Origin of the sequence: Streptomyces sp. NPDC001068 (assembly GCF_042897315.1) — a bacterium.
In the GTDB taxonomy this organism is placed as follows: Bacteria; Actinomycetota; Actinomycetes; order Streptomycetales; family Streptomycetaceae; genus Streptomyces.
Genome location: NZ_JBIAYD010000010.1, coordinates 417,702 through 437,948, shown reverse-complemented (window position 1 = coordinate 437,948; position 20,247 = coordinate 417,702). Strand labels below are relative to the sequence as shown.

Annotated in this window: 21 protein-coding genes; 13 read left to right on the top strand and 8 right to left on the bottom strand. The window is 70.6% G+C overall.

Going from position 1 to position 20,247, the window contains the following annotated elements; genetic code table 11:
* Window positions 1-81: 81 nt before the first annotated feature.
* Window positions 82-1,707: a family 20 glycosylhydrolase gene (locus ACFY3I_RS28840; protein ID WP_390863857.1), complete on the bottom strand. Its 1,626-nt coding sequence runs from the start codon at window positions 1,705-1,707 to the stop codon at window positions 82-84.
* A gap of 191 nt (window positions 1,708-1,898) precedes the next feature.
* On the opposite strand from ACFY3I_RS28840, the gene ACFY3I_RS28835 reads away from it, so the two are divergent.
* The 5 genes from ACFY3I_RS28835 (at window position 1,899) to ACFY3I_RS28815 (ending at window position 6,082) form a co-directional block, all read left to right on the top strand.
* Window positions 1,899-2,471 carry a 2-oxo-4-hydroxy-4-carboxy-5-ureidoimidazoline decarboxylase gene (locus tag ACFY3I_RS28835; protein WP_390863822.1) on the top strand — a complete coding sequence of 191 codons (573 nt, stop codon included), beginning with the start codon at window positions 1,899-1,901 and terminating at the stop codon, window positions 2,469-2,471.
* Window positions 2,472-2,660: 189 nt separating this feature from the next.
* Window positions 2,661-3,041 carry a succinate dehydrogenase, cytochrome b556 subunit gene (sdhC, locus tag ACFY3I_RS28830; RefSeq protein ID WP_043406142.1) on the top strand — a complete coding sequence of 127 codons (381 nt, stop codon included), beginning with the start codon at window positions 2,661-2,663 and terminating at the stop codon, window positions 3,039-3,041.
* A 5-nt stretch (window positions 3,042-3,046) separates the two neighbouring features.
* Complete coding sequence (locus tag ACFY3I_RS28825; RefSeq protein WP_390863820.1) at window positions 3,047-3,529, top strand: succinate dehydrogenase hydrophobic membrane anchor subunit; 483 nt, start codon at window positions 3,047-3,049, stop codon at window positions 3,527-3,529.
* A 19-nt stretch (window positions 3,530-3,548) separates the two neighbouring features.
* Entirely contained in the window at window positions 3,549-5,303 is a 1,755-nt protein-coding gene (sdhA, locus tag ACFY3I_RS28820) for a succinate dehydrogenase flavoprotein subunit (RefSeq protein ID WP_365284014.1), read from the top strand.
* Window positions 5,303-6,082, top strand: coding sequence for a succinate dehydrogenase iron-sulfur subunit (locus ACFY3I_RS28815; protein WP_365284012.1), 780 nt, complete (start codon window positions 5,303-5,305; stop codon window positions 6,080-6,082). The genes sdhA and ACFY3I_RS28815 overlap by 1 nt, the downstream gene beginning before the upstream one ends.
* Window positions 6,083-6,142: 60 nt before the next feature.
* Here the strand turns inward: ACFY3I_RS28815 and ACFY3I_RS28810 are convergent, their stop codons facing one another.
* Window positions 6,143-6,577 (bottom strand): hypothetical protein, encoded by a 435-nt coding sequence (locus ACFY3I_RS28810; RefSeq protein ID WP_390863818.1) that lies wholly within the window; start codon window positions 6,575-6,577, stop codon window positions 6,143-6,145.
* Window positions 6,578-6,710: 133 nt separating this feature from the next.
* On the opposite strand from ACFY3I_RS28810, the gene ACFY3I_RS28805 reads away from it, so the two are divergent.
* From ACFY3I_RS28805 to ACFY3I_RS28785, 5 genes are all read left to right on the top strand, one after another.
* Window positions 6,711-7,121, top strand: a complete 411-nt coding sequence (locus ACFY3I_RS28805; RefSeq protein ID WP_365284008.1) for a VOC family protein — start codon at window positions 6,711-6,713, stop codon at window positions 7,119-7,121.
* Window positions 7,122-7,217: 96 nt separating this feature from the next.
* The gene (locus ACFY3I_RS28800) at window positions 7,218-7,625 is read left to right on the top strand and encodes a hypothetical protein (protein ID WP_365284006.1); all 408 of its coding nucleotides are present in this window, start codon (window positions 7,218-7,220) and stop codon (window positions 7,623-7,625) included.
* The gene (locus ACFY3I_RS28795) at window positions 7,622-8,116 is read left to right on the top strand and encodes a DCC1-like thiol-disulfide oxidoreductase family protein (protein ID WP_365284004.1); all 495 of its coding nucleotides are present in this window, start codon (window positions 7,622-7,624) and stop codon (window positions 8,114-8,116) included. Before ACFY3I_RS28800 ends, ACFY3I_RS28795 begins: the two co-directional genes overlap by 4 nt.
* Before the next feature lie 9 nt (window positions 8,117-8,125).
* Window positions 8,126-8,869, top strand: coding sequence for a TetR family transcriptional regulator (locus ACFY3I_RS28790; protein ID WP_390863816.1), 744 nt, complete (start codon window positions 8,126-8,128; stop codon window positions 8,867-8,869).
* A gap of 90 nt (window positions 8,870-8,959) precedes the next feature.
* Window positions 8,960-9,586, top strand: a complete 627-nt coding sequence (locus ACFY3I_RS28785) for a Uma2 family endonuclease (protein ID WP_390863815.1) — start codon at window positions 8,960-8,962, stop codon at window positions 9,584-9,586.
* On the opposite strand, the gene ACFY3I_RS28780 is transcribed toward ACFY3I_RS28785, so the two are convergent.
* Complete coding sequence (locus ACFY3I_RS28780) at window positions 9,579-11,990, bottom strand: MMPL family transporter (RefSeq protein WP_390863855.1); 2,412 nt, start codon at window positions 11,988-11,990, stop codon at window positions 9,579-9,581. The genes ACFY3I_RS28785 and ACFY3I_RS28780 overlap by 8 nt on opposite strands.
* 175 nt (window positions 11,991-12,165) lie before the next feature.
* Here ACFY3I_RS28780 and ACFY3I_RS28775 point away from each other — a divergent pair, with 175 nt between their 5' ends.
* Both ACFY3I_RS28775 and ACFY3I_RS28770 read left to right on the top strand, forming a co-directional pair.
* Window positions 12,166-12,855: a response regulator transcription factor gene (locus ACFY3I_RS28775; RefSeq protein ID WP_365283998.1), complete on the top strand. Its 690-nt coding sequence runs from the start codon at window positions 12,166-12,168 to the stop codon at window positions 12,853-12,855.
* Window positions 12,852-14,285, top strand: a complete 1,434-nt coding sequence (locus ACFY3I_RS28770) for a sensor histidine kinase (protein ID WP_390863814.1) — start codon at window positions 12,852-12,854, stop codon at window positions 14,283-14,285. The genes ACFY3I_RS28775 and ACFY3I_RS28770 overlap by 4 nt, the downstream gene beginning before the upstream one ends.
* A 79-nt stretch (window positions 14,286-14,364) precedes the next feature.
* Here the strand turns inward: ACFY3I_RS28770 and ACFY3I_RS28765 are convergent, their stop codons facing one another.
* From ACFY3I_RS28765 to ACFY3I_RS28755, 3 genes are all read right to left on the bottom strand, one after another.
* A complete protein-coding gene (locus tag ACFY3I_RS28765) occupies window positions 14,365-15,906 on the bottom strand; it encodes an ABC transporter substrate-binding protein (RefSeq protein WP_390863812.1) in 1,542 nt (513 codons plus the stop codon).
* Between the two features lie 205 nt (window positions 15,907-16,111).
* A complete protein-coding gene (locus ACFY3I_RS28760; RefSeq protein ID WP_390863810.1) occupies window positions 16,112-17,332 on the bottom strand; it encodes a metallophosphoesterase in 1,221 nt (406 codons plus the stop codon).
* Window positions 17,333-17,365: 33 nt separating this feature from the next.
* A complete protein-coding gene (locus tag ACFY3I_RS28755; protein ID WP_365283990.1) occupies window positions 17,366-17,605 on the bottom strand; it encodes an SCO4848 family membrane protein in 240 nt (79 codons plus the stop codon).
* A 103-nt stretch (window positions 17,606-17,708) separates the two neighbouring features.
* On the opposite strand from ACFY3I_RS28755, the gene ACFY3I_RS28750 reads away from it, so the two are divergent.
* On the top strand, window positions 17,709-18,989 hold the full coding sequence (locus ACFY3I_RS28750) for a D-alanyl-D-alanine carboxypeptidase family protein (protein ID WP_390863853.1): 1,281 nt from the start codon (window positions 17,709-17,711) through the stop codon (window positions 18,987-18,989).
* Here the strand turns inward: ACFY3I_RS28750 and ACFY3I_RS28745 are convergent.
* A complete protein-coding gene (locus ACFY3I_RS28745; protein ID WP_390863808.1) occupies window positions 18,937-19,842 on the bottom strand; it encodes a YihY/virulence factor BrkB family protein in 906 nt (301 codons plus the stop codon). The genes ACFY3I_RS28750 and ACFY3I_RS28745 overlap by 53 nt on opposite strands.
* Window positions 19,830-20,234, bottom strand: coding sequence for a GtrA family protein (locus ACFY3I_RS28740; protein WP_390863850.1), 405 nt, complete (start codon window positions 20,232-20,234; stop codon window positions 19,830-19,832). The genes ACFY3I_RS28745 and ACFY3I_RS28740 overlap by 13 nt, the downstream gene beginning before the upstream one ends.
* Between the last annotated feature and the right edge of the window lie 13 nt (window positions 20,235-20,247).

Genomic DNA, 20,247 nt, shown 5'->3' with positions numbered 1-20,247 from the left:
CGGAACCCTCCCCTGGTCCGCGCGCGGAAGCGGAACATACGGCCCGTCACCGCCGTACGTCCACCTCTCGTCGCGGGCGGGTCAGCCCAGCCTGTCCGCCAGCGCCCTGAAGTCGTTCCAGGACAGGGCCGGGGTGCCCGGGTCCCAGAGCTTCTGGCTGGTGGCCCGCAGCGGCATCCGGATGCCGGCGGCGACCTGGTCCTGCGTCTGGGCGCCGGCGAGGTCGCACCAGACGGCGAAGGAGCCGCCGAGGATCTGGGGGTCGTACCGGGTCGCCACGGCGGCGGTGCCGCGCAGTACGCGCGGCGTCCACTCCTGGTAGATGCGCTGACCGGTCGGATAGACGAAGGTGTTGGGCTCGCCGAGGACGTAGTAGAGGTACTCGTCGTTGTAGTTGAGGACGTCCCGTCCCGCGCTCAGGTACTCGGCCGGCAGTCGGGCGCCGATCTCCTTGCCGGTCCAGTAGGCCACCTGGAGGTCCTTGGCGGGGGGTACGGAGGTGTCCCGGAAGAAGCCGTCGTTCCAGGCCCGCAAGGTGCGCTCGTGCGCGCGGACGGTGTCGGCGCGGTCGTCGAGCCAGCCGGTGGTCAGGTCCGCGACGGTGCCCGAGGCGCCGTACGCCTGCTGGGCGGCGGCCGCCAACTGCGGGTAGGAGGCCTGCGGGTCGGCGACGGTGAGCGCCCGGTACTCGTCGCCGCCGAGGTTCCAGTAGGAGCCGGGGAACAGGTCGGCGTACTCGTCGAGGAGGTCGTCGACGATCTTGGCCGAGGCGTCCTTCGAGATGTCGATGGCGCCCTTGGCGGCGACACCCCGCGCGTCGCGCAGCTGGAGGTCCGGGTGGGCGGCGAGCACCGCGCCGAGATGGCCCGGCGAGTCGATCTCGGGCACGACCTGGATGTGCCGGCCGGCGGCGACCGCGACGATCTGCCTGACCTGGTCCTTGGTCAGATGGTCCGGGGAGACGATCTCGGGGTGGGTGCTGGACTCGATCCGGAACCCCTGGTCGTCGGAGAAGTGCAGCCCGAACTCGTTGAACTTGAGGTCGCCCAGTTCCCTTATCCGGTCCTCGATCCAGTCCGCGGTGAACGGCTTGCGCGCGATGTCCAGCATGAACCCGCGCCGCGGCTTGGCCGGCCGGTCGTTCACGACCCCCTCGGGGGCGCTGCCGCCGCCCCGCACCTCCTGCTTGAGGGTCCGGGTGCCGTAGAAGACACCCGCGTCACCGGGCCCGCTGATCCGCACCGACCCGCCGCGCACGGTCATCGTGTACGACTCCGGGTCCCCCGTCCCGCCGAGATCGAGTCGCAGGTCGCCCGCCCTGACGTCCTCGTCCGCCGCCTTCTGTCCGGCGTACGACAGCCCCAGCTCACCAGCCGTCAGGCGTCCCTCGTCGGCCAGTGCCGGGTCGCTCACCACGACCCGCCCGCCCTGCCGGGGGCGCCAGCCAGGTCCGCGGGCGGCGGTGTGGGAGCGCACGGCCGGGATGGTGCGCGGGGCCTGGGACAGGGGGTAGCTGCGGCTGGGCGCCGGAGTGGGGGACGCGGCACGGTCGGCGGACGAGGCGGTCCCTTTTCCGGACGACCGCTGGGCGGCCGAACCGGGCGGGGTTCCGCCGCTCCCCGAGGTGGCGGCCCACACACCGATGCCGGTGCCGGTCGCGACGGTCCCCACGAAGACCGCGGCGATCACCGCCCGCCTCCGCGACATCTGGCGTGCCGAGGGCCTGCGCTTGTGCTGGCTCACCGGTCCAACCTACGACGCGTCCACCGCTCAGGCGTCATCCAACCGCTCGTAACCTCTCCCCTTCGGGTGAAATTGAGGCAACCAACCGACACATCGTGAACGTCCTCGATAACGTCGACGACACATCTCTCACAGCATCCCCTGCCACACCACATGTGACGCGAGGACCCACGCTGCCCGCCCACCGCCCGCCCCACCTCCCCACTCCGCTGGACGCCTTCAACGCAGCCTCGGAGGACGAGGTCGGCACCCTGCTCCTGCACTGCCTGCGCAGTCCGCGCTGGTCCCGGCGTCTCGCCGACCACCGCCCCTACCCGGACGTGGAGTCCCTGCTGGCGGCGGCCGACGAGGCGGCCTACGACCTGCTCCCGGCCGACCTCGCCGAGGCCCTGGCGGGCGAGAGCCTCCCCGAGCTGCCCGCGGGCACCTACTCGGCGGCCCACACGGCGCTGACCGCGGCCCACGCGGCCTACGAGGCCAAGTTCGGACACGTGTTCGTGATCTACTCCGGTGACATCCGGCCGACGGAGGCGCTGGACCACATCCTCGAAGGCATCCGGTCACGATTGACGAACGATCCGGAGGAGGAGCGGGTGCTGGTGGCGGACGAACTCCGCCGACTCGCCCGGGGACGTCTGCTGTCCCTGCTCAGGGGCGCGGGGCCGGTCACATCGGCGGCTCCGCCGCGCGACGCGGCCAGCCCGCGCGGCGCCGCACCCGGCGCCTGACGGACCCCCAGCGCGCGAACGGCCTTGTTTGTAGCCCGTCCGGTGCCATTTTGATCACACAAGGTAGGCCCCCCGTAAGGCCGCCAGTCGCGGCTGGCTAACATGCTGGGGGCCGGTGGACCGTACCCGGCCGGGCCCGACCGACACCAAGCCGGCGCGGCCCCGATCCCCGCTCCCGGAGGGACTTCCGTGCCGGCTGGAACGCTGTACCGCGGCCGGGAAGGAATGTGGTCCTGGGTGGCTCACCGAGTCACCGGCGTCCTCATCTTCTTCTTCCTGTTCGTTCACGTGCTGGACACCGCTCTCGTCCGTGTCTCCCCCGAGGACTACGACAAGGTCGTAGCCACGTACAAGACGCCGATCGTCGCACTGCTGGAGTACGGCCTCGTGGCCGCCATCCTCTTCCACGCGCTCAACGGCCTGCGCGTCATCGCCGTCGACTTCTGGTCGAAGGGCCCGCGCTACCAGAAGCAGATGCTCTGGACGGTCGTCGGTGTCTGGGTCGTCCTGATGGCCGGGGCCATTTACCCCGTTCTCGGCCACGCCGCTCGTGTCCTGTTCGGGAGCTGACGCAGATGTCGACCACTGAAACCCCCGCAGCCGGCGTCGGCCCCGTCGAGGGCGCCCCCCTCTTCAACGTCGACAACCCGGCTCCCCTCATCGAGGCCCCGCGCCGGCGGACCAAGAAGACCCCGCGCTCCACCCGCGGCAACTTCGAGATGGCCGCCTGGCTGTTCATGCGCCTGTCCGGCGTGGTGCTGGTCGTCCTGGTCCTCGGCCACCTGCTGATCCAGCTCGTGCTCGACGGCGGTGTGTCGAAGATCGGCTTCGCCTTCGTGGCCGGCCGCTGGGCGAGCCCCTTCTGGCAGGTCTGGGACCTGGCGATGCTGTGGCTGGCGATGCTGCACGGCGCCAACGGCCTGCGCACGGTCATCAACGACTACGCGGAGCGCGCGAACACCCGGCTGTGGCTGAAGGGCCTGCTCTACACCGCCACGGTGTTCACCATCCTGCTGGGCACGCTGGTGATCTTCACCTTCGACCCGAACATCCGCTAGGCACGGGGCTGCGAGAATCATGAAGATCCACAAGTACGACACCGTCATCGTCGGCGCCGGCGGCGCGGGCATGCGCGCGGCCATCGAGTCCACCAAGCGCAGCCGCACCGCGGTGCTGACCAAGCTCTACCCCACCCGCTCCCACACGGGCGCGGCGCAGGGCGGCATGGCCGCCGCGCTCGCCAACGTGGAGGAGGACAACTGGGAGTGGCACACCTTCGACACGGTCAAGGGCGGTGACTACCTGGTCGACCAGGACGCCGCCGAGATCCTGGCGAAGGAGGCCATCGACGCGGTCCTCGACCTGGAGAAGATGGGCCTGCCGTTCAACCGGACGCCCGACGGGACGATCGACCAGCGCCGCTTCGGCGGTCACTCCCGCAACCACGGCGAGGCGCCGGTCCGCCGCTCCTGCTACGCGGCCGACCGCACCGGCCACATGATCCTCCAGACGCTGTACCAGAACTGCGTCAAGGAGGGCGTGGAGTTCTTCAACGAGTTCTACGTCCTGGACCAGCTGATCACCGAGGTCGACGGCGTCAAGAAGTCGTCCGGCGTGGTGGCGTACGAGCTGGCCACCGGCGAGATCCACATCTTCCAGGCGAAGTCGGTCATCTACGCCTCGGGCGGCACCGGCAAGTTCTTCCGGGTGACGTCCAACGCGCACACCCTCACCGGTGACGGCCAGGCGGCCGTCTACCGGCGCGGTCTGCCGCTGGAGGACATGGAGTTCTTCCAGTTCCACCCGACCGGCATCTGGCGCATGGGCATCCTGCTGACGGAGGGCGCCCGCGGTGAGGGCGGCATCCTCCGCAACAAGGACGGCGAGCGCTTCATGGAGAAGTACGCGCCGGTCATGAAGGACCTCGCGTCCCGTGACGTCGTCTCGCGGTCCATCTACACGGAGATCCGGGAGGGCCGCGGCTGCGGTCCCGAGGGCGACCACGTCTACCTCGACCTGACCCACCTCCCGCCGGAGCAGCTGGACGCCAAGCTCCCGGACATCACCGAGTTCGCGCGCACCTACCTCGGTATCGAGCCGTACACGGACCCGATCCCGATCCAGCCCACCGCGCACTACGCGATGGGCGGCATCCCGACGAACGTCCAGGGTGAGGTCCTCATCGACAACACCACGGTCGTCCCGGGTCTGTACGCGGCCGGCGAGGTGGCCTGCGTGTCGGTGCACGGCGCCAACCGCCTCGGCACGAACTCCCTGCTGGACATCAACGTGTTCGGCCGCCGGGCGGGCATCGCGGCCGCCGACTACGCGCACACCGTGGACTTCGTCGACATCCCCGAGAACCCGGCGGAGCTCGTCGTCTCGCAGATCGAGCGGCTGCGCTCCTCCACGGGCAACGAGCGGGTCGCCACCCTGCGCCGTGAGCTGCAGGACACCATGGACGCCAACGTCATGGTGTTCCGCACCGAGCAGACGATCAAGACGGCCGTCGAGAAGATCGCCGAGCTGCGCGAGCGCTACCGGAACGTCTCGATCCAGGACAAGGGCCGGCGGTTCAACACCGACCTGCTGGAGGCGATCGAGCTGGGCAACCTGCTCGACCTCGCCGAGGTCATGGCGGTCTCCGCGCTGGCCCGCAAGGAGTCGCGCGGCGGTCACTACCGCGAGGACTACCCCAACCGCGACGACGTCAACTTCATGCGCCACACCATGGCGTACCGCGAGGTGGGCGACGACGGCACCGAGTCCATCCGTCTCGATTACAAGCCGGTCGTCCAGACCCGCTACCAGCCGATGGAGCGTAAGTACTGATGGCAACCCCGACCCTGGAGAAGGCGGACGCGGCCGGCCAGCCCGAGCCCGGCTTCGCCGACTCCCCCTACATCACGGTCACCTTCCGGATCCGCCGGTTCAACCCGGAGGTCTCCGCGGACGCCGTCTGGGAAGACTTCCAGCTGGAGATCGACCCGAAGGAGCGCGTCCTCGACGGCCTCCACAAGATCAAGTGGGACGTCGACGGCACGCTGACCTTCCGCCGCTCGTGCGCGCACGGCATCTGCGGCTCGGACGCGATGCGGATCAACGGCAAGAACCGCCTCGCCTGCAAGACGCTGATCAAGGACATCAACCCCGAGAAGCCGATCACGGTCGAGCCCATCAAGGGCCTGACGGTCCTCAAGGACCTGGTCGTCGACATGGAGCCGTTCTTCCAGGCGTACCGGGACGTGATGCCGTTCCTCATCACGAACGACACCAACGAGCCGACGCGCGAGCGTCTGCAGACCGCCGAGGACCGCGAGCGCTTCGACGACACCACCAAGTGCATCCTGTGCGCCGCGTGCACGTCGTCCTGCCCGGTCTTCTGGAACGACGGCCAGTACTTCGGCCCGGCGGCGATCGTCAACGCGCACCGCTTCATCTTCGACTCGCGTGACGAGGCGGGCGAGCAGCGCCTGGAGATCCTGAACGACCGCGACGGCGTGTGGCGCTGCCGCACGACCTTCAACTGCACGGACGCCTGCCCGCGCGGCATCGAGGTCACCAAGGCGATCCAGGAGGTGAAGCGAGCGCTCATCACGCGCCGCTTCTGATCCCCACCGCCTTGCCGCAGGGCCCTGTTCTCCGCTCGGGAGAACAGGGCCCTGCGCTGTTCAGGCGGGTCGGTGCCACTCCCTGGCACCGGCGGCGCGCATCAGCGCCAGGGCCGGGTCCGGGGCGCCGGAGACCAGGGGGTGGACGAGTTCGACGTAGCGGATCTGGCCGCTGAGGGATCTGCGCAGTTGCCGCAGGCTGCGGGCACCGAAGGAGACACCGCCCGAGCCGTGCGCGACGCCCGCCGCGCGGGCCAGCCCCTCGACGCCGACCTTGCACACGGTCGACGCGGTCTCCCGGCAGGCGTGGATCTCGATGTCGCCCTGCCACAGGCCGAGGACCACCGTGTAGGTCACTCCGGACCCGGTGTAGCTGGCCACCGCCAGATGGCGGTCCGGCTCCCCCACGCCCGGTCCGTCCAGCCCCAGTCGCTTCGCGGCTCCGGCGAAGGCGACCCGCACCTCGCCGAAGAAGGCCTCTGTCCCCGGAGTCATGTCCGCCCCCCTGAGCAGCCGTCCCACCGATGGCCGCCCAGCGTAGCGAGCCGGAGGGCGCCGTCTCGGCCCAATGAGTGACCCCGCGGTCAGCCCGCTCAGCAAGTGTCATCCCCGCACCTAATGTGATCGCATGTCAGATGACGAGTCGTACGAATTGCTCGGGTTCGACAACGTACTGCTCCCCGTCGGGGACCTCCCGGATGCCGTCGGCTTCTACGAACGGGCCGGTTTCACGGTCGGGTTCCGGTTCGACGAGGGTGGCATCGCCCTGCTGAAGGTCGGGGGCGAGACGCCCGGGATCCTGCTGCGGGCCGAGGCGGGCCTCGGGCGGCGGACGCCGGTGTGGGCCGCGCCGCGGCTGTGGCTGGAGGTGCCGGACGCGCGGGAGGCCGCGCGGCGGCTGGCCGAGGCCGGGGTCGCCGTCCTCGACGCTCCGTTCTCGGTCGCCACCGGATGGACCGTCGAGATCGCCGACCCCTGGGGGAACGTCGTCGGGTTCACCGACTACACCAAGCGGCCGGAGCTGGCCCGGCGAGGGTGAACGGGGTCACCCCGCCATTGAGTTGAACACGTTCAAAAGTAGGTCTACAGTCATCCCTGTCAGCGTTTTTTGAACGCGTTCAAGAAGGGGTGGGGCATGGACCTCACGGTCGTCGCCTACGTCATCTACCTGCTGGTCAGCATCGGCCTGACCATCTGGGTGGCCCGCACGCTCAGCCGCAACGGGCGGATCTTCCTCTCCGACGTGCTGCGCGGCAACGAACAGCTCGCCGACGCCGTCAACCACCTCCTGGTGGTCGGCTTCTACCTCGTCAACCTCGGCTTCGTCGCCCTGTACCTGCACAACGGAGACAGCATCGACAACACCCGGGGCGTCTTCGAGGCCCTGTCCGCGAAGCTCGGCGTCGTCCTGCTGGTGCTCGGCGTGATGCACCTGGGCAACGTGTACGTCCTCAACCGGATACGGCGGCGCGGGGCCATGGAGAGGGAACAGCTCCCGCCCGTCCCGCCGCAGGGGTGGACCGCGCCGGCGGCCGGGGCGTGAGCACCGTGCCGGCCACCGACGACCGGGACGCCGCGCGCGTCCCGGTCCGCGGGCTCACCGTTCTCTACGACGCCGAGTGCGCCCTCTGCGCCCACCTGCGCGACTGGCTCGTCCGGCAGCCGCAGCTGGTCCCCCTCACCCTGATCCCGGCGGGGTCGCGGGAGGCCCGCGCCCGCTTCCCCGGACTCGACCACACCGCCACCCTCGACGAGGTCACCGTCGTCGGCGACTCCGGGCAGGTCTACCGGTCCGCGGCCGCCTGGGTCGTCGTCCTGTGGGCGCTGCGGGAGCACCGGCCGCTGGCGCACAGGCTGAGCACACCGGCCGGAGCCCGGCTGGCCCGGGGCGCGGTGCTCGCCGCGGCACGGTGGCGGGGCGCCCAGTGGGGCGGGCGGGTCTACCGGCGCGAGGACGGATGGACGTACGACCCCGGGCTCGGATGGAGATACGACCCTCCGGGCTGTGCGGGCGACACCTGCGCCACTGGTTAGGCTCTGTCCGTGTCCGCGAAGAACGACGGTCCTGTCGAGGCCGATACGCCGAGCAAGTCCGAGCAGACCCGCGCGCTGATCCTGGAGACGGCGATGCGGCTGTTCCGGGAGCGCGGCTACGAGAAGACCACGATGCGGGCCATCGCCACGGAGGCCGGGGTCTCCGTCGGCAACGCGTACTACTACTTCGCCGGCAAGGAACACCTGATCCAGGGCTTCTACGACCAGCTCGCCGCCGAACACCGGGTGGCGGTCCGCGAGGTCCTGGAGCGGGAGACCGACCTGGAGGCGCGGCTCGCGGGCGTGCTGAAGGTGTGGCTGGACATCGCCCTGCCGTACCACGAGTTCGCGGTCCACTTCTTCAAGAACGCCGCCGACCCCGACAGCCCGCTCAGCCCGTTCTCCCCGGAGAGCGAGCACGCGCGCGCGGAGGCGATCAGCGTGCACCGGGAGGTGCTGGCCGGGGCGAAGACCAAGGTCGCCCCCGAACTCCGCGACATCCTGCCCGAGTTGATGTGGCTCTCGCAGATGGGTCTGGTCCTGTACTGGATCTTCGACCGGACCGAGGGCCGGGAACGCAGCTACCGGCTCGCCGAACGCGGGGCCCGGCTGACCGCGCGAGGCGTCTCCCTCGCGCGGTTCCGGGTGCTGCGGCCGCTCGTGCTGGAGGTGCACGAACTGTTCACGGACTTCCTGCCGGGGATGACGCGGGTGCTGCCGGATCCGGCGGTCAAGGGGCGCCGGGGCGAGTGATCACCTTCGGGTGAAGGCGGTCGAACGGGACAGTGAGGGCCTTGGCTGCCTACGATGATGACCTCGACACCAGCCCATGGGAGGCACCTGATGTCCGCAGCAGCCGTCGAGCATCCCGAGCGTCCGGCGAGCAAGAGCCGCGCCATGACGCTCACCGAAGCTGCTGACATGTTCGAGGACCGGATGCCGGGCTACCGCGTCGAGATCATCGGAGGCCAGCTCCTCGTGACGCCACCGCCAGACGGCCCCCACGGGGATGTCCTCACCGACCTCATGGTTCCGTTCCTCGCAGCGGGCCTGCACGGTAAGCAATCCAGGCTGATTCAGGGCATCGGGCTGTCGCTCCCGGAGGGACCGGAAGATTACGCCATCCCGGATCTCTCGCTGGTCGACTCTGACTACGGTGAGCACCGTGCCGAGAACGGCTGCTACGACCCCGCGTGCTTCCGCCTGGTCCTGGAGGTCACCTCCAACAACTACAAACAGGATCTGCGGACCAAGGTGGCCACCTACGCCAAGGCGATGATCCCGGTCTACGTGATCGTCGACCGCAAGCACAAGCGCCTCCACGTACTCACCGACCTCACCGAGGAGGCCTACGCGACCCATCGCGTCCACGCCCCCGGTGAGGTCGTCTCCCTGCCCGACCTCATCGGCGCCACGGTCAGCCTGGATGTCGGGCAGATCTTGGAAGTGGGGGACCCTGCGCCTAGTTGACCGCGTCCACCTCGTCCCCGGTCAGCTCCACGTCGTACACCAGCGGCCCCTCCGTCACCACCAGGTGGCGGGCGCGTGAGCCGTACGACGTCGACGTCACCGCGAGCAGGTAGGAACCCGGCGCCGGGACCGAGACGATGTAGGAGCCGTCCGCCAGGGACGTCACACGGTCCAGCTGTCGGCCGCCCTTGGACATCAGGGTCACCGAGGCGTCCTCGACCGGGTCGCCGTCCGCCGTCCGGACGAAACCGTGGACAGCCGTGGCCGGTCCGGCCGGCTCGGCGGGGTTCGGAGCGACGGCCTCCTCCGACGGCTCCACCGCGAGGTGCGGCAGCCGCTTCTCCAGCCAGCCCGGCAGCCACCAGTTGGAGTCGCCGAACAGGTGCATCGCCGCCGGGACCAGCGCCGTACGCAGGATGAACGCGTCGAGCGCCACCGCCGCCGCCAGGCCCACGCCCGCCATCGCCGCGCCCGAGTCGCCGCTCAGGACGAAGGCCAGGAAGACGCAGACCATGATCAGGGCCGCGCTGTTGATGACCCGGCTGGTCTCGGCCAGGCCCACCCGGACCGCCCGCGCGTTGTCCCTGGTGTGCACCCACTCCTCGTGCATCCGGCTCACCAGGAACACCTGGTAGTCCATCGACAGACCGAAGAGCAGGGACAGCATGATGACCGGGAGGAACGCGTTGATCGGGCCCTCCTTGCCGAGGCCCAGCAGGTCCAGGCCCCAGCCCCACTGGAAGACCGCGACCAGCACGCCGAAGGAGGCGGCCGCCGCGATCAGGTTCATCAGCGCCGCCGTCAGCGGGACCACCAGGGAGCGGAAGGCGACCAGCAGGAGCAGGAAGCCCAGCCCGATGATGGTCGCGACGAACAGCGGCAGCCGGTCGCCGGTGACCGAGGCGAAGTCCTTGGAGACCGCGGTCACGCCGCCCACGTGGGCGTCCACCCCCGCCTGCGGGATCACCCGGTCGCGGAGGGTGTCGATGAGGTCGTCGGTCTCCTTGGACTGGGGAGAGGTGGTCGGGACCACCTGGATCACGGTCACACCCCGCGCGGGGGGCAGCGCGGCGGCCTGGGCGACTCCGGAGGTCGCCTTGATGCCCTCGACCAGCCTCGTCGTGTCGCCGCCCGCGCTGACCACCTGGAGCGGGCCGTTGAAGCCGGGGCCGAAGCCCTCGGCCAGCAGGTCGTAGGCCTTCCTGGTGGTCGTGGACGCGTCGTCGTTGCCCTGGTCGGTGGCGCCGAGGCGGAGCGAGAACACCGGGACGGCGAGGACCGCCATGACGACCAGGGCGAGCGCGGCGATGCGCCGCGGGCGCTTCTCGACGTTCACCGACCAGCGGGCCGCCAGGCCGCTCGCCTTCTCCGGTTCGGGGCCCTCGGCGGCCAGCCGGCGGCGCTGCCGGCGGCTGAGGACGCGCGGGCCGAGGAAGCCGAGCAGGGCGGGCAGCAGGGTGACGGCGGCCAGCACGCTCAGGACCACCGTCAGGGAGGTGCCGATGACCACGCCGTCCAGGAAGCGGAGCCTGGTGACCAGCATGCCCGCCAGCGCGATGCAGACCGTGCCGCCCGCGAACAGCACCGCCCGGCCGGAGGTGTTGAGGGCGGTGACCGCCGACTCCTCGGGGTCCATGCCGCGCAGGATGCCCCGGCGGTGCCGGGTGACGATGAACAGGGCGTAGTCGATGCCGACGCCGAGGCCGATCAGCGAGGCGAGCAGCGGCGCGATGTCCGGGATGTTCGTGATGTGGCTGAGCAGCTGGGTGGAGAACAGGCCCATGCCGACACCGAAGACGGCGATGGCGATCGGGAGGGTCATCGCGAAGAACGAACCGAACGCCAGGAAGAGGACGACGGCCGCCGCGACGATGCCGACCGACTCCGAGAGACCCTGCGGGGGCTCCTGGACCCGCTGGATCGCCTGACCGCCCAACTCGACCTGCAGTCCGCCGCGTTCGGCGGCCTGGGCGGTGTCGAGCACCTTCTGGACGGTGTCCTTGGGAATCTCGTTGGCCCGCTGGACGAAGGTCAGCTGGGCGTAGGCGATCCTGCCGTCCCGGCTGATCTGCGCCGCCCCGCGGGCGCCTTCGTAGGGACCGGCGACCGCGCCGACGCCCTCGATCTTCGCGATCCTGTCCAGGGCCGGCTGGACGCGGTCGCGGACCGCCTGGTCCCGGACCGAGCCGTCGGTGACCTTCCAGACCACGGTGTCCGTGTCGCCCGAGGTGTTCGGGAAGGCCTTCTGCATCAGGTCGTACGCGGTCTTGGAGTCCGTGTCCGGGAGGGAGAAGACGTTCGCGTAGTCCGTACCGGCCGTCGAGGCCGAGAAGCCCACGCCGAACAGCGCCCCCACCCACAGCAACAGGACCACCAGCCGGTGCCGATAGCACCACCGTGCCAATGCCGTCACGCTCAACAGCTCCTTGAATCAGATGAGTTCGGTCGGTCGGTCCCCCAGGTCCTGGGCACCAGGATCGGCAGCGGGACACCCGCCGGGACACGGGGCGCGCATGACTCTCAAGGAACTCCAAAGCTGCGCGCACCCCGCCGTCGGCCCGCGCGCCGATACTGGGGGCATGACGGCTCCAGGCAGCACCGTGCTGATCGTGGAGGACGAGCCGAGCATCACGGACGTCCTCGCCATCGCCCTGCGCTACCACCGGTTCGAGGTGATGACGGCCGGCACGGTCCGGGACGCCCTCACGCTGGCCGAGCGCACCCGCCCCGACGCGGCGCTGCTGGACGTGATGCTGCCGGACGGGGACGGCCGGGCCCTGGCACGTGAACTGCGCGCCCGGCAACCGGACCTGGCACTGGTCTTCCTGACCGCGCGGGACGCGCCGGCGGAGATAGTCGGCGCGCTCGGCTACGGCGACGACTACATCACCAAGCCGTTCAACATCGACGAGGTCGTCGCCCGGATCGGGGCGGTGCTGCGCCGCACCCGTCCGGCCGACGTCATCCAGCAGCGCCCGCCGCTGCGCTACGGCGACCTGGAGCTGGACGAGACGACGTACTCGGTGCACCGGGCCGGCCGCACGGTCGAGCTCACCCCGACCGAGTACGCGCTGCTGCGGTTCCTGGTCCGCAACGGCGGCCGGATCGTGCCCAAGGAGCAACTGCTGCGGCACGTCTGGCAGTACGAGCACATGCCGTCCGAGTCGACCGTCGTGGAGACCTACATCAGCTATCTGCGGCGCAAGCTGGACGCCCTGGGCGCGCCGGTGATCACCACCCGGCGGGGCGTCGGATACGGCCTGGCATGAACGTCGCCAGGCGCCGGTACCGGCACGGTGTGCACTCGCTGCGCGGCAAGCTGACCCTCGCCAACGTGGGCCTGCTCGCCGTCGGCATCGTGGCGGCGACCACGGTCAGCATCATGGGCATGCGGCTCTACCTCCTCGACCAGGTCGACTCCTCGCTGCTCAAGATGCGTACCTCGCTGGGGAGTTCCGGTCTCACCCTGCGGCAGGTCGACTCGCTCGGCACGCTCGGTGTGATCCGCGACCGGGTGGTGCCGTCGGAGTCCGACCCGGCACCGGGCTCGATCTTCGCGGTGGTGGACGCCGACGGCGGCGCGGTCGCCGTCTTCGGCATGGCGCCGACCGACGCCCAGCGGTCGCTGGCGGCCGCCGTGCACGACCCGCGGGCCCTCGCCGCCCGGCCCGACCCGGGCGACGTCAGCGTGCACGGCGCGAAGTACCGGGTGACGGCGACCCGGCTCGCCGACGGCCCCTACATCCTGCTCGCCACCTCGACCGAGCTGCTGCACGAGGGCATAGCCAAGGCGCTCCGGCTCGACTTCGCCGTCGGCGCGCTGCTGCTGGCGCTGCTGGCCTGCCTGACGATGTTCAGCTCGCGGCGCTGTCTGCTGCCGCTGGAGGGCATGGTGGAGACCTCGTCGGCGATCGCCGAGGGGGACCTGACCCGTCGGGTGCCCTCCAGCCAGCATCCGACGGAGGAGGTCGAGCAGCTGCGGCTCGCCCTGAACTCGATGCTGCACCAGGTGGAGACGGCCTACCGGACCCGCGAGCGCAGCGCCGCCCAGCTGCGCCGGTTCGTCGCGGACGCCTCCCACGAGCTGCGCACGCCGCTCGCCGCCATCCGCGGCTACCTCCAGCTCTACGACAAGGGGATGCTGAGCGAGCCCGGGGAGCGGCGGCGGGCCTGGGACAGGATGCACGGCGAGGTGGACCGGATGGGCCGGCTCGTCGACGAACTGCTGCTGCTGGCGCGGCTCGACCAGCGGCCCGAGATCCGGTTCAGGAACGTCGACGTGAGCCGGCTGGTGCGGGACGCGGCGGAGGACCTGCGGGCCCAGCAGCCGGCCCGGCGGGTGGCGGTGGACGCCGAGGGGGCGGTGCTGGTACGGGCCGACGAGTCGGGGCTGCGGCAGGTGCTGGGGAACCTGGTGGCCAACGTCCGCACCCACACGCCGGTCGAGTCGGCGGTACGGCTGGGGGTGGAGCGGTCGGACGGGGTGGTGCGGGTGTGTGTCGCCGACGAGGGGCCGGGGCTGGCGGAGGACGACGCGGCACGGATCTTCGACCGGTTCTTCCGGGTGGGCAGCGCGGAGGGCAGCGGGCTCGGCATGGCGATCGTGCAGGGGGTGGTGGACGCGCACGGCGGCGAGGTGGAGGTGAGCACCGCGCCCGGTGCGGGGCTGGCGGTGACGGTGACCCTGAGATGCGGGTGAGCCGCGCCACGTCCCGGCGCGGCTGCCCCGCACCCCACGCACCTTCCCGTCCCAGGGCGGTGCGTGGGGTGTCCGTCCGTCAGATCCAGCCCAGACTCCACAGCCGGAACAGGCCCGTGCTGTCCGTGAGGTACTGGGTGCCGACGACGTCCTCGTCGCTGACGACGTAGTCCCTGCGCTGCCAGAGCGGGAGCAGCGGCACGTCGTTCGCCACGTCCGTCTGGATGTCGCGGAAGTCGGCCTCGGTACGGGCGCGGTCGGCGTACTGCTGGCTGCTGCGGATGTGCCGGTCGACGTCCGCGCTGCTGTAGCCGGTGCTCATCGTGGAGCCGCTGCCGACCAGGGCGGCGCCGAAGGTGTCCGGGTCGGGGTAGTCGGCGACCCAGCCGACCGCCCAGGCGTCCATCTTGCCCGCGGCCCACGACTTCTGGAAGGCGGTCCACTCGTAGCCCTTGACGTCGACCTTGAACAGGCCGCCCGCCTCCAGTTGCTTCTTCAGCACGGTGGCCTCCTCGGCTCCCGCGCCGTGGCCGATGCCGTAGCCGAAGGAGAACTCGACCGGCGTGCTGACACCGGCCTGCTCCAGCAGCGCCTTCGCCTTGGCCACGCTCTGCGTGGGGTAGTCGTCGAAGAAGGACGTGGTGTGACCGGTGAGCCCGGCCGGGATCAGCGAGAAGAGCGGGTCGACCGTCCCGTCGTACACGTCGGCGGCCAGCTTGTCGCGGTCGACCAGCCAGGCCAGCGCGCGGCGGACCAGCACGTCGCGCAGGGGCGAGTTCTTGCGGGTGTTGAAGTACAGGTTCCGGGTCTCGGCGCTGTCGGCCACCGTGACGCGCTGGTCGGGGTCGCTCGGCGAGAGCCTGGACACCATGGCCGGCGGCAGTGTGCGGGTGGCGACGTCGATCCGCTTCGCCTTGTAGGCGCTGCCGAGCGTGGCCGAGTCCTTGTAGTAGTCCAGCTTGATGGGCCGGCCGTCGCCGTCGAGGCCGCCCTTGTAGGCGGTGTTGGGCTGCAGGTCCGCCTGCTTGCCCTGGGTGTACGAGGTCAGGCGGTACGGGCCGGTGCCGTCCACCGCGTCGTCGGTGCGCAGGCTGTTCGCCGGGTACTTGTCCCTGTCCACGATCGAACCGGCGCCGGTGGCCACCTTGAACGGGAACGTCGCGTCCGCCGCCGACAGGTGGAAGGTCACGGTCATGCCGGAGGCGGTGACCGAGGAGAGCGCCGAGAACAGCGACGCCGGACCGGTGTCGGAGTTGATCCTCTTGACCCGGTCGAAGGAGAACTTCACGTCCTGCGCGGTCATCTCCCGGCCGCTCGGGAAGGTGATCCCGTCCCGGAGGACGCAGCGGTACGTCTGCAGGGCGGTGTCCGTGAAGGAGCAGCTCTGCGCCGCGTCCGGGACCGGCTGGACACCGCCCGGATCGAAGGTGAGCAGTGGTTGGAAGACGTTGTTGAACAACGCCCAGGAACCGGCGTCGTAGGCGCCTGCCGGATCGAGCGAGGTGACGGCGTCGGTCGTGCCGACGGTGATCGTCCTGTTCTTGTCGCCCTGCGACGGCAGTAACTGCCAGCCGCCGATCCCCACGACCGCCAGGACGAGAAGCGTCACGAGAATCCGCATGCGAACAGATCGCACGGTTGGTGCCCTCCCCAGGACCCGCACGGGCCCGTTCCAGGCCCTCCACGAATGCCACTCCCCTAAGTGACGCGGCTCACCTAACCACAGGTGTTTCATTTGGGGGAAGAGTGATCTGACTAGATGACAAAGAACTTACCGAGCGCCTGTTTCTCCCGGATTTCACAGCTCCGGCACAGGAACGCTGCGTTCACGCCCGCTTCGACGCCAGTTCGATGACCGTGATGTCGGAGGGCGCCCACACGCGGGTGGGCGGCCCCCAGGCACCCGCGCCCCGGGAGACGTACAGCTGGGTGTCGCCGTAGCGGTCGAGACCCGCGACGGTCGGGTTGGCCGCGGCCGCGAGGAGGTTGCCGGGCCAGAGCTGGCCGCCGTGGGTGTGGCCGGACAGCTGGAGGTCCACGTGGTGACGGACGGCCTCGTGGATCTGGACGGGCTGATGGGCGAGGAGGACGCAGGCACGGGCGGGGTCGCGCCCGCCGAGCGCGCGGTCGAAGTCCGGACCCTGGCCCGTGCTCTCACCGGCGATGTCGTTCACCCCGGCGAGGTCGAAACCGGCCAGTTCGGTACGGGCGTTCTCCAGCGGGCGCAGACCGAGCCGCCGCACCTCCTCGACCCACTGGGCGGCACCGGAGAAGTACTCGTGGTTGCCGGTGACGAAGTAGGCACCGTGCCGTGCCGACAGTCGGGCGAGGGGGGCCGCGGCGGGGCCCAGGTCCCGCACGCTGCCGTCGACCAGGTCGCCGACCACCGCGATCAGGTCGGGCTGGGTGGCGTTGACCGTGTCGACGACCCGCTGCGCGAACCCGCGGCCGAGGATCGGGCCGAGGTGGATGTCGCTCACCACGGCGATGCGGTAACCGTGGGCGGCCCGGGGGAGTTTGGCGAGAGGGACTGTGACGCGTTTCACGCGGGGGCCGCGCAGGACGCCGTAGGTGCCGTACCCGACGGTCGCCACGGCGGCGGTCGCGGCGGCACCGCCGACGTACCGGGAGACGACGAGACGACGGGTCGGGTTTGTATTACTTGGGGTGGTTTCGGTAGGTTGCGACGGCCGCTCCTCGCGCGAGCCCGTCGCGCGGTTCCCCGCGCCCCTTCCGGGACGTGCCGGCGCGCGGCGCAGCAGGGGCCGCAGCACCTCCCCCGCGACCACCGCCAGCAGCAGGTACAGGGACAGGGCCATCCACAGGAAGCCCGGCCAGGCCAGCGTCCGCTGGAGGGCGAACGGGGCGTGGCCGACCTCGGCGAAGAGGGCCGCGAACATCAGGACCGGGCCGACGACGAACGCGGCGGTGCCGGTCCTGCGGGCCCAGCCCCTGCCTGCCGTCGTGTCCCGCACCAGGCGGCACCACAGATACCGGTACAGGCCCACCACCACGGCCAGGGCGAGGAGCGCGAAGACGATGAACACCCTGCCGTACCTCTCTCTGTGACGTACGGCTCGCTATGACGTACGGCGCAGTGCGCGCACTCCGCGCAACCCGATGCCCCCGACGACCGTCCCCAATACGAAGGAAACGACGGCCAGCGTCAGATGGACCCAGAAGTACGCGGTGGGGTGTCCGTCGTCGAAGGCCAGCCCGCTGCCGTCCTTGACCAAGTTCTTGACGAAAGTGATCCAGATGAACCAAGACCACACTCCGAACGCGAGCAGGAACCAGGACACCGGGCGGCTGAGCTTCATGGGTCCAGTATCGCCGTCGGCTGTCCGGTCCCGTGTCCGGGGTGGGGCCGGTGGCGGGACGTCGCCCTCCGCGCCGGGTACGTTCTCGTCCGTGTCCGCACCGATGTCCCCCGCCGGCCGGTCCCTGCTGGTCGCGTCCGCCGCCCTGCTGTCCCTGTCGCTCACCGCGCCGGCCGCGCTCGCCGCGCCCACGCCCTCGACCAGTCCGTCGGCCACGCCCCCGGCGCGCATGTCGTCGGTCGGCGGCACCCGGCTGGGTCAGCCCGGCACCCAGGTCGACCCGGCCGCCGGCGCCCCGGTGCTGCCGAAGGACATCACGGCCCGTTCCTGGATCGTCTCCGACGCCGAGTCCGGCGAGGTGCTGGCCGCGCACAACGCGCACTGGCGGCTGCCCCCGGCGAGCACCCTGAAGATGCTCTTCGCGGACACCGTGCTGCCGCGGTTCCCGAAGTCGACCCCGCACAAGGTGGTGCCGGCCGACCTCGCGGGCATGGGCGCCGGATCCAGCCTGGTGGGGATAAAGGAGGGCCAGACCTACACGGTCCACGACCTCTGGCTCGGTGTCTTCCTGCGCTCCGGCAACGACGCCGTGCACGTGCTGGCCGCGATGAACGGCGGTGTCGAGCAGACCGTCAAGGACATGCAGTCCCACGCCGACGACCTCCAGGCCCTGGACACGCACGTGGTGAGCCCGGACGGGTACGACGCGGCCGGCCAGGTCTCCTCGGCGTACGACCTGTCGCTCTTCGCCCGTTCCGGACTGCAGAAGAAGGACTTCCGGGAGTACTGCTCCACCGTGCGGGCCGCGTTCCCGGGCGAGACGTCGAAGAACGCCAAGGGCAAGTCGGTGCGGGAGTCCTTCGAGATCCAGAACACCAACCGGCTGCTGAGCGGTGACACCGACGTGCCCGTCTACCAGGGCATCGCCGGGGTGAAGAACGGCAACACCACCAACGCGGGCGCCACCTTCACCGGGGTCGCGGAGCGCGGCGGCAGGGTGCTGCTGGTCACCGTCATGAACCCGGAGAAGAAGGACCACAACGAGGTCTACAAGGAGACCGCCCAGCTGTTCGACTGGGGCTTCCAGGCGGCCGGCAAGGTGACCCCGGTGGGCGAGCTGGTCCCGCCGAAGGGAGCGGTGGACTCCAGCACCCCGCCGGGGTCGGGCGCCTCGCCCTCCGCGTCCGGGTCCGGTTCCGGGAAGGGTTCGGGGAAGGACTCGGGGTCGAAGCCGGTGGCCGCCGCCTCGGCCGACGGCTCCGGCGGCGTCGGGGTCGCGCTGGGGATCACGGGCGGCGCGCTGGTGCTGCTCGTGGGCGCGGCGTTCCTGGTCAACCGCCGTTGGCCGCTGCCGGATCTGGTGCGCCGGCGGACTCGTCCGTGACCTCCGCGCCGCTCTCGGTCGCCGTCCAGGCGGCGCAGAACAGGACCAGTTTCGAGGTGAAGTTGATCCACAGCAGCAGCGCGACCGGCACGCCGAACGCGCCGTACATGCTCTTCGTCGCGACGCCCTGGATGTAGCCGCTGAGCAGCAGCTTGAGGAGTTCGAAGCCGACCGCGCCGATCAGTGCCGCGACCAGCAGGCGGCGGCGCGGCGGTTCCACCCCGGGCAGCAGGGTGAGGACGTAGAGCAGCACCAGGAAGTCGGCGACCACCGCGACGACGAACGCGATGACCCGCAGCAGCAGGCTGCCCCAGCTGTGCTGGTCGATGCCGAGCTGTCCGGCCGTCCAGCCGACGGCCGCCGAGGCGACCGTGGACACGGCGAGGGTGACCAGCAGGGCGCCGCCGAGGCCGATCAGGATGCCGGCGTCCTTGCCCTTGGCGACGATCGGGTTCTGGTCCTTGTCGGGCAGCTCCCACACCGTGCGCAGGCAGTCCCGCATCTGGCCGACCCAGCCGATGCCGGTGAACAGCAGCAGGGCACCGGCGATCAGACCGACCGTGCCGGCGTTCTGCACGAGCGAGTTGATGTCCAGCTGGTCGGAGATGCCGGGGAACTGGTCGGCGATCTTGCCCTCGATGCTGTGCTGCCGCGAGTCGCTCAGGGTGGCGGCGGCGATCGCGGCGGCCACGGTCAGCAGCGGGAACAGCGAGACGAAGCTGATGAAGGTCATGGCGGCGGCCAGCCGGGCCCACTTGACCCGGTCGAGCCGCTCGTACGACCGCCACGCGTGCGTCTGTGTCAGCCACCCGACGAGCGGCCCGACTACGGGAAGTCTCCTCAGCCAGTCCATGATCCGACTCTGCCCTCCGCGCGGAACACCAATGTACGGGTACCCCAGAAACGCAGAACCGTGGCGAGCGCCATCCCGACGACAGCGCCGGAGACGGTGTCGGCGCGCTGGGAGGTGAGACCGAGCCCGTAGTGGCTGACGGCGAGGCAGAGCAGTTGGACCAGGGCGCCGGCGAGGTTGACGGCGACGAAGACGGCGTACGCGCGCGTCCCCGACGTCCGCGCGCCCCGATAGGTGCCGCGGGCGTTGCCGAGGTAGGCGACCGTGCAGCCGGCCACGAAGGAGAGCGCCTTGGCGGTGAGCGGGTCGAGGGCGGCCGGGCCGCGCAGCCAGCTGAAGAGGGTGAGGTCGGCGGTGTAGGCGAACAGGCCGACGACCGCGAAGGCGAGCAGCTCGCGCGGGGGC

Bases quoted from the DNA above. Each gene is read 5' to 3' on its own strand.
- ACFY3I_RS28840 (WP_390863857.1), bottom strand. From the start codon at position 1,707: ATGTCGCGGAGGCGGGCGGTGATCGCCGCGGTCTTCGTGGGGACCGTC.
- ACFY3I_RS28825 (WP_390863820.1), top strand. From the start codon at position 3,047: ATGTCGACCACTGAAACCCCCGCAGCCGGCGTCGGCCCCGTCGAGGGC.
- sdhA (WP_365284014.1), top strand. From the start codon at position 3,549: ATGAAGATCCACAAGTACGACACCGTCATCGTCGGCGCCGGCGGCGCG.
- ACFY3I_RS28815 (WP_365284012.1), top strand. From the start codon at position 5,303: ATGGCAACCCCGACCCTGGAGAAGGCGGACGCGGCCGGCCAGCCCGAG.
- ACFY3I_RS28810 (WP_390863818.1), bottom strand. From the start codon at position 6,577: ATGACTCCGGGGACAGAGGCCTTCTTCGGCGAGGTGCGGGTCGCCTTC.
- ACFY3I_RS28805 (WP_365284008.1), top strand. From the start codon at position 6,711: ATGTCAGATGACGAGTCGTACGAATTGCTCGGGTTCGACAACGTACTG.
- ACFY3I_RS28800 (WP_365284006.1), top strand. From the start codon at position 7,218: ATGGACCTCACGGTCGTCGCCTACGTCATCTACCTGCTGGTCAGCATC.
- ACFY3I_RS28785 (WP_390863815.1), top strand. From the start codon at position 8,960: ATGTCCGCAGCAGCCGTCGAGCATCCCGAGCGTCCGGCGAGCAAGAGC.
- ACFY3I_RS28775 (WP_365283998.1), top strand. From the start codon at position 12,166: ATGACGGCTCCAGGCAGCACCGTGCTGATCGTGGAGGACGAGCCGAGC.
- ACFY3I_RS28770 (WP_390863814.1), top strand. From the start codon at position 12,852: ATGAACGTCGCCAGGCGCCGGTACCGGCACGGTGTGCACTCGCTGCGC.
- ACFY3I_RS28765 (WP_390863812.1), bottom strand. From the start codon at position 15,906: ATGCGGATTCTCGTGACGCTTCTCGTCCTGGCGGTCGTGGGGATCGGC.
- ACFY3I_RS28755 (WP_365283990.1), bottom strand. From the start codon at position 17,605: ATGAAGCTCAGCCGCCCGGTGTCCTGGTTCCTGCTCGCGTTCGGAGTG.
- ACFY3I_RS28750 (WP_390863853.1), top strand. From the start codon at position 17,709: ATGTCCCCCGCCGGCCGGTCCCTGCTGGTCGCGTCCGCCGCCCTGCTG.
- ACFY3I_RS28745 (WP_390863808.1), bottom strand. From the start codon at position 19,842: ATGGACTGGCTGAGGAGACTTCCCGTAGTCGGGCCGCTCGTCGGGTGG.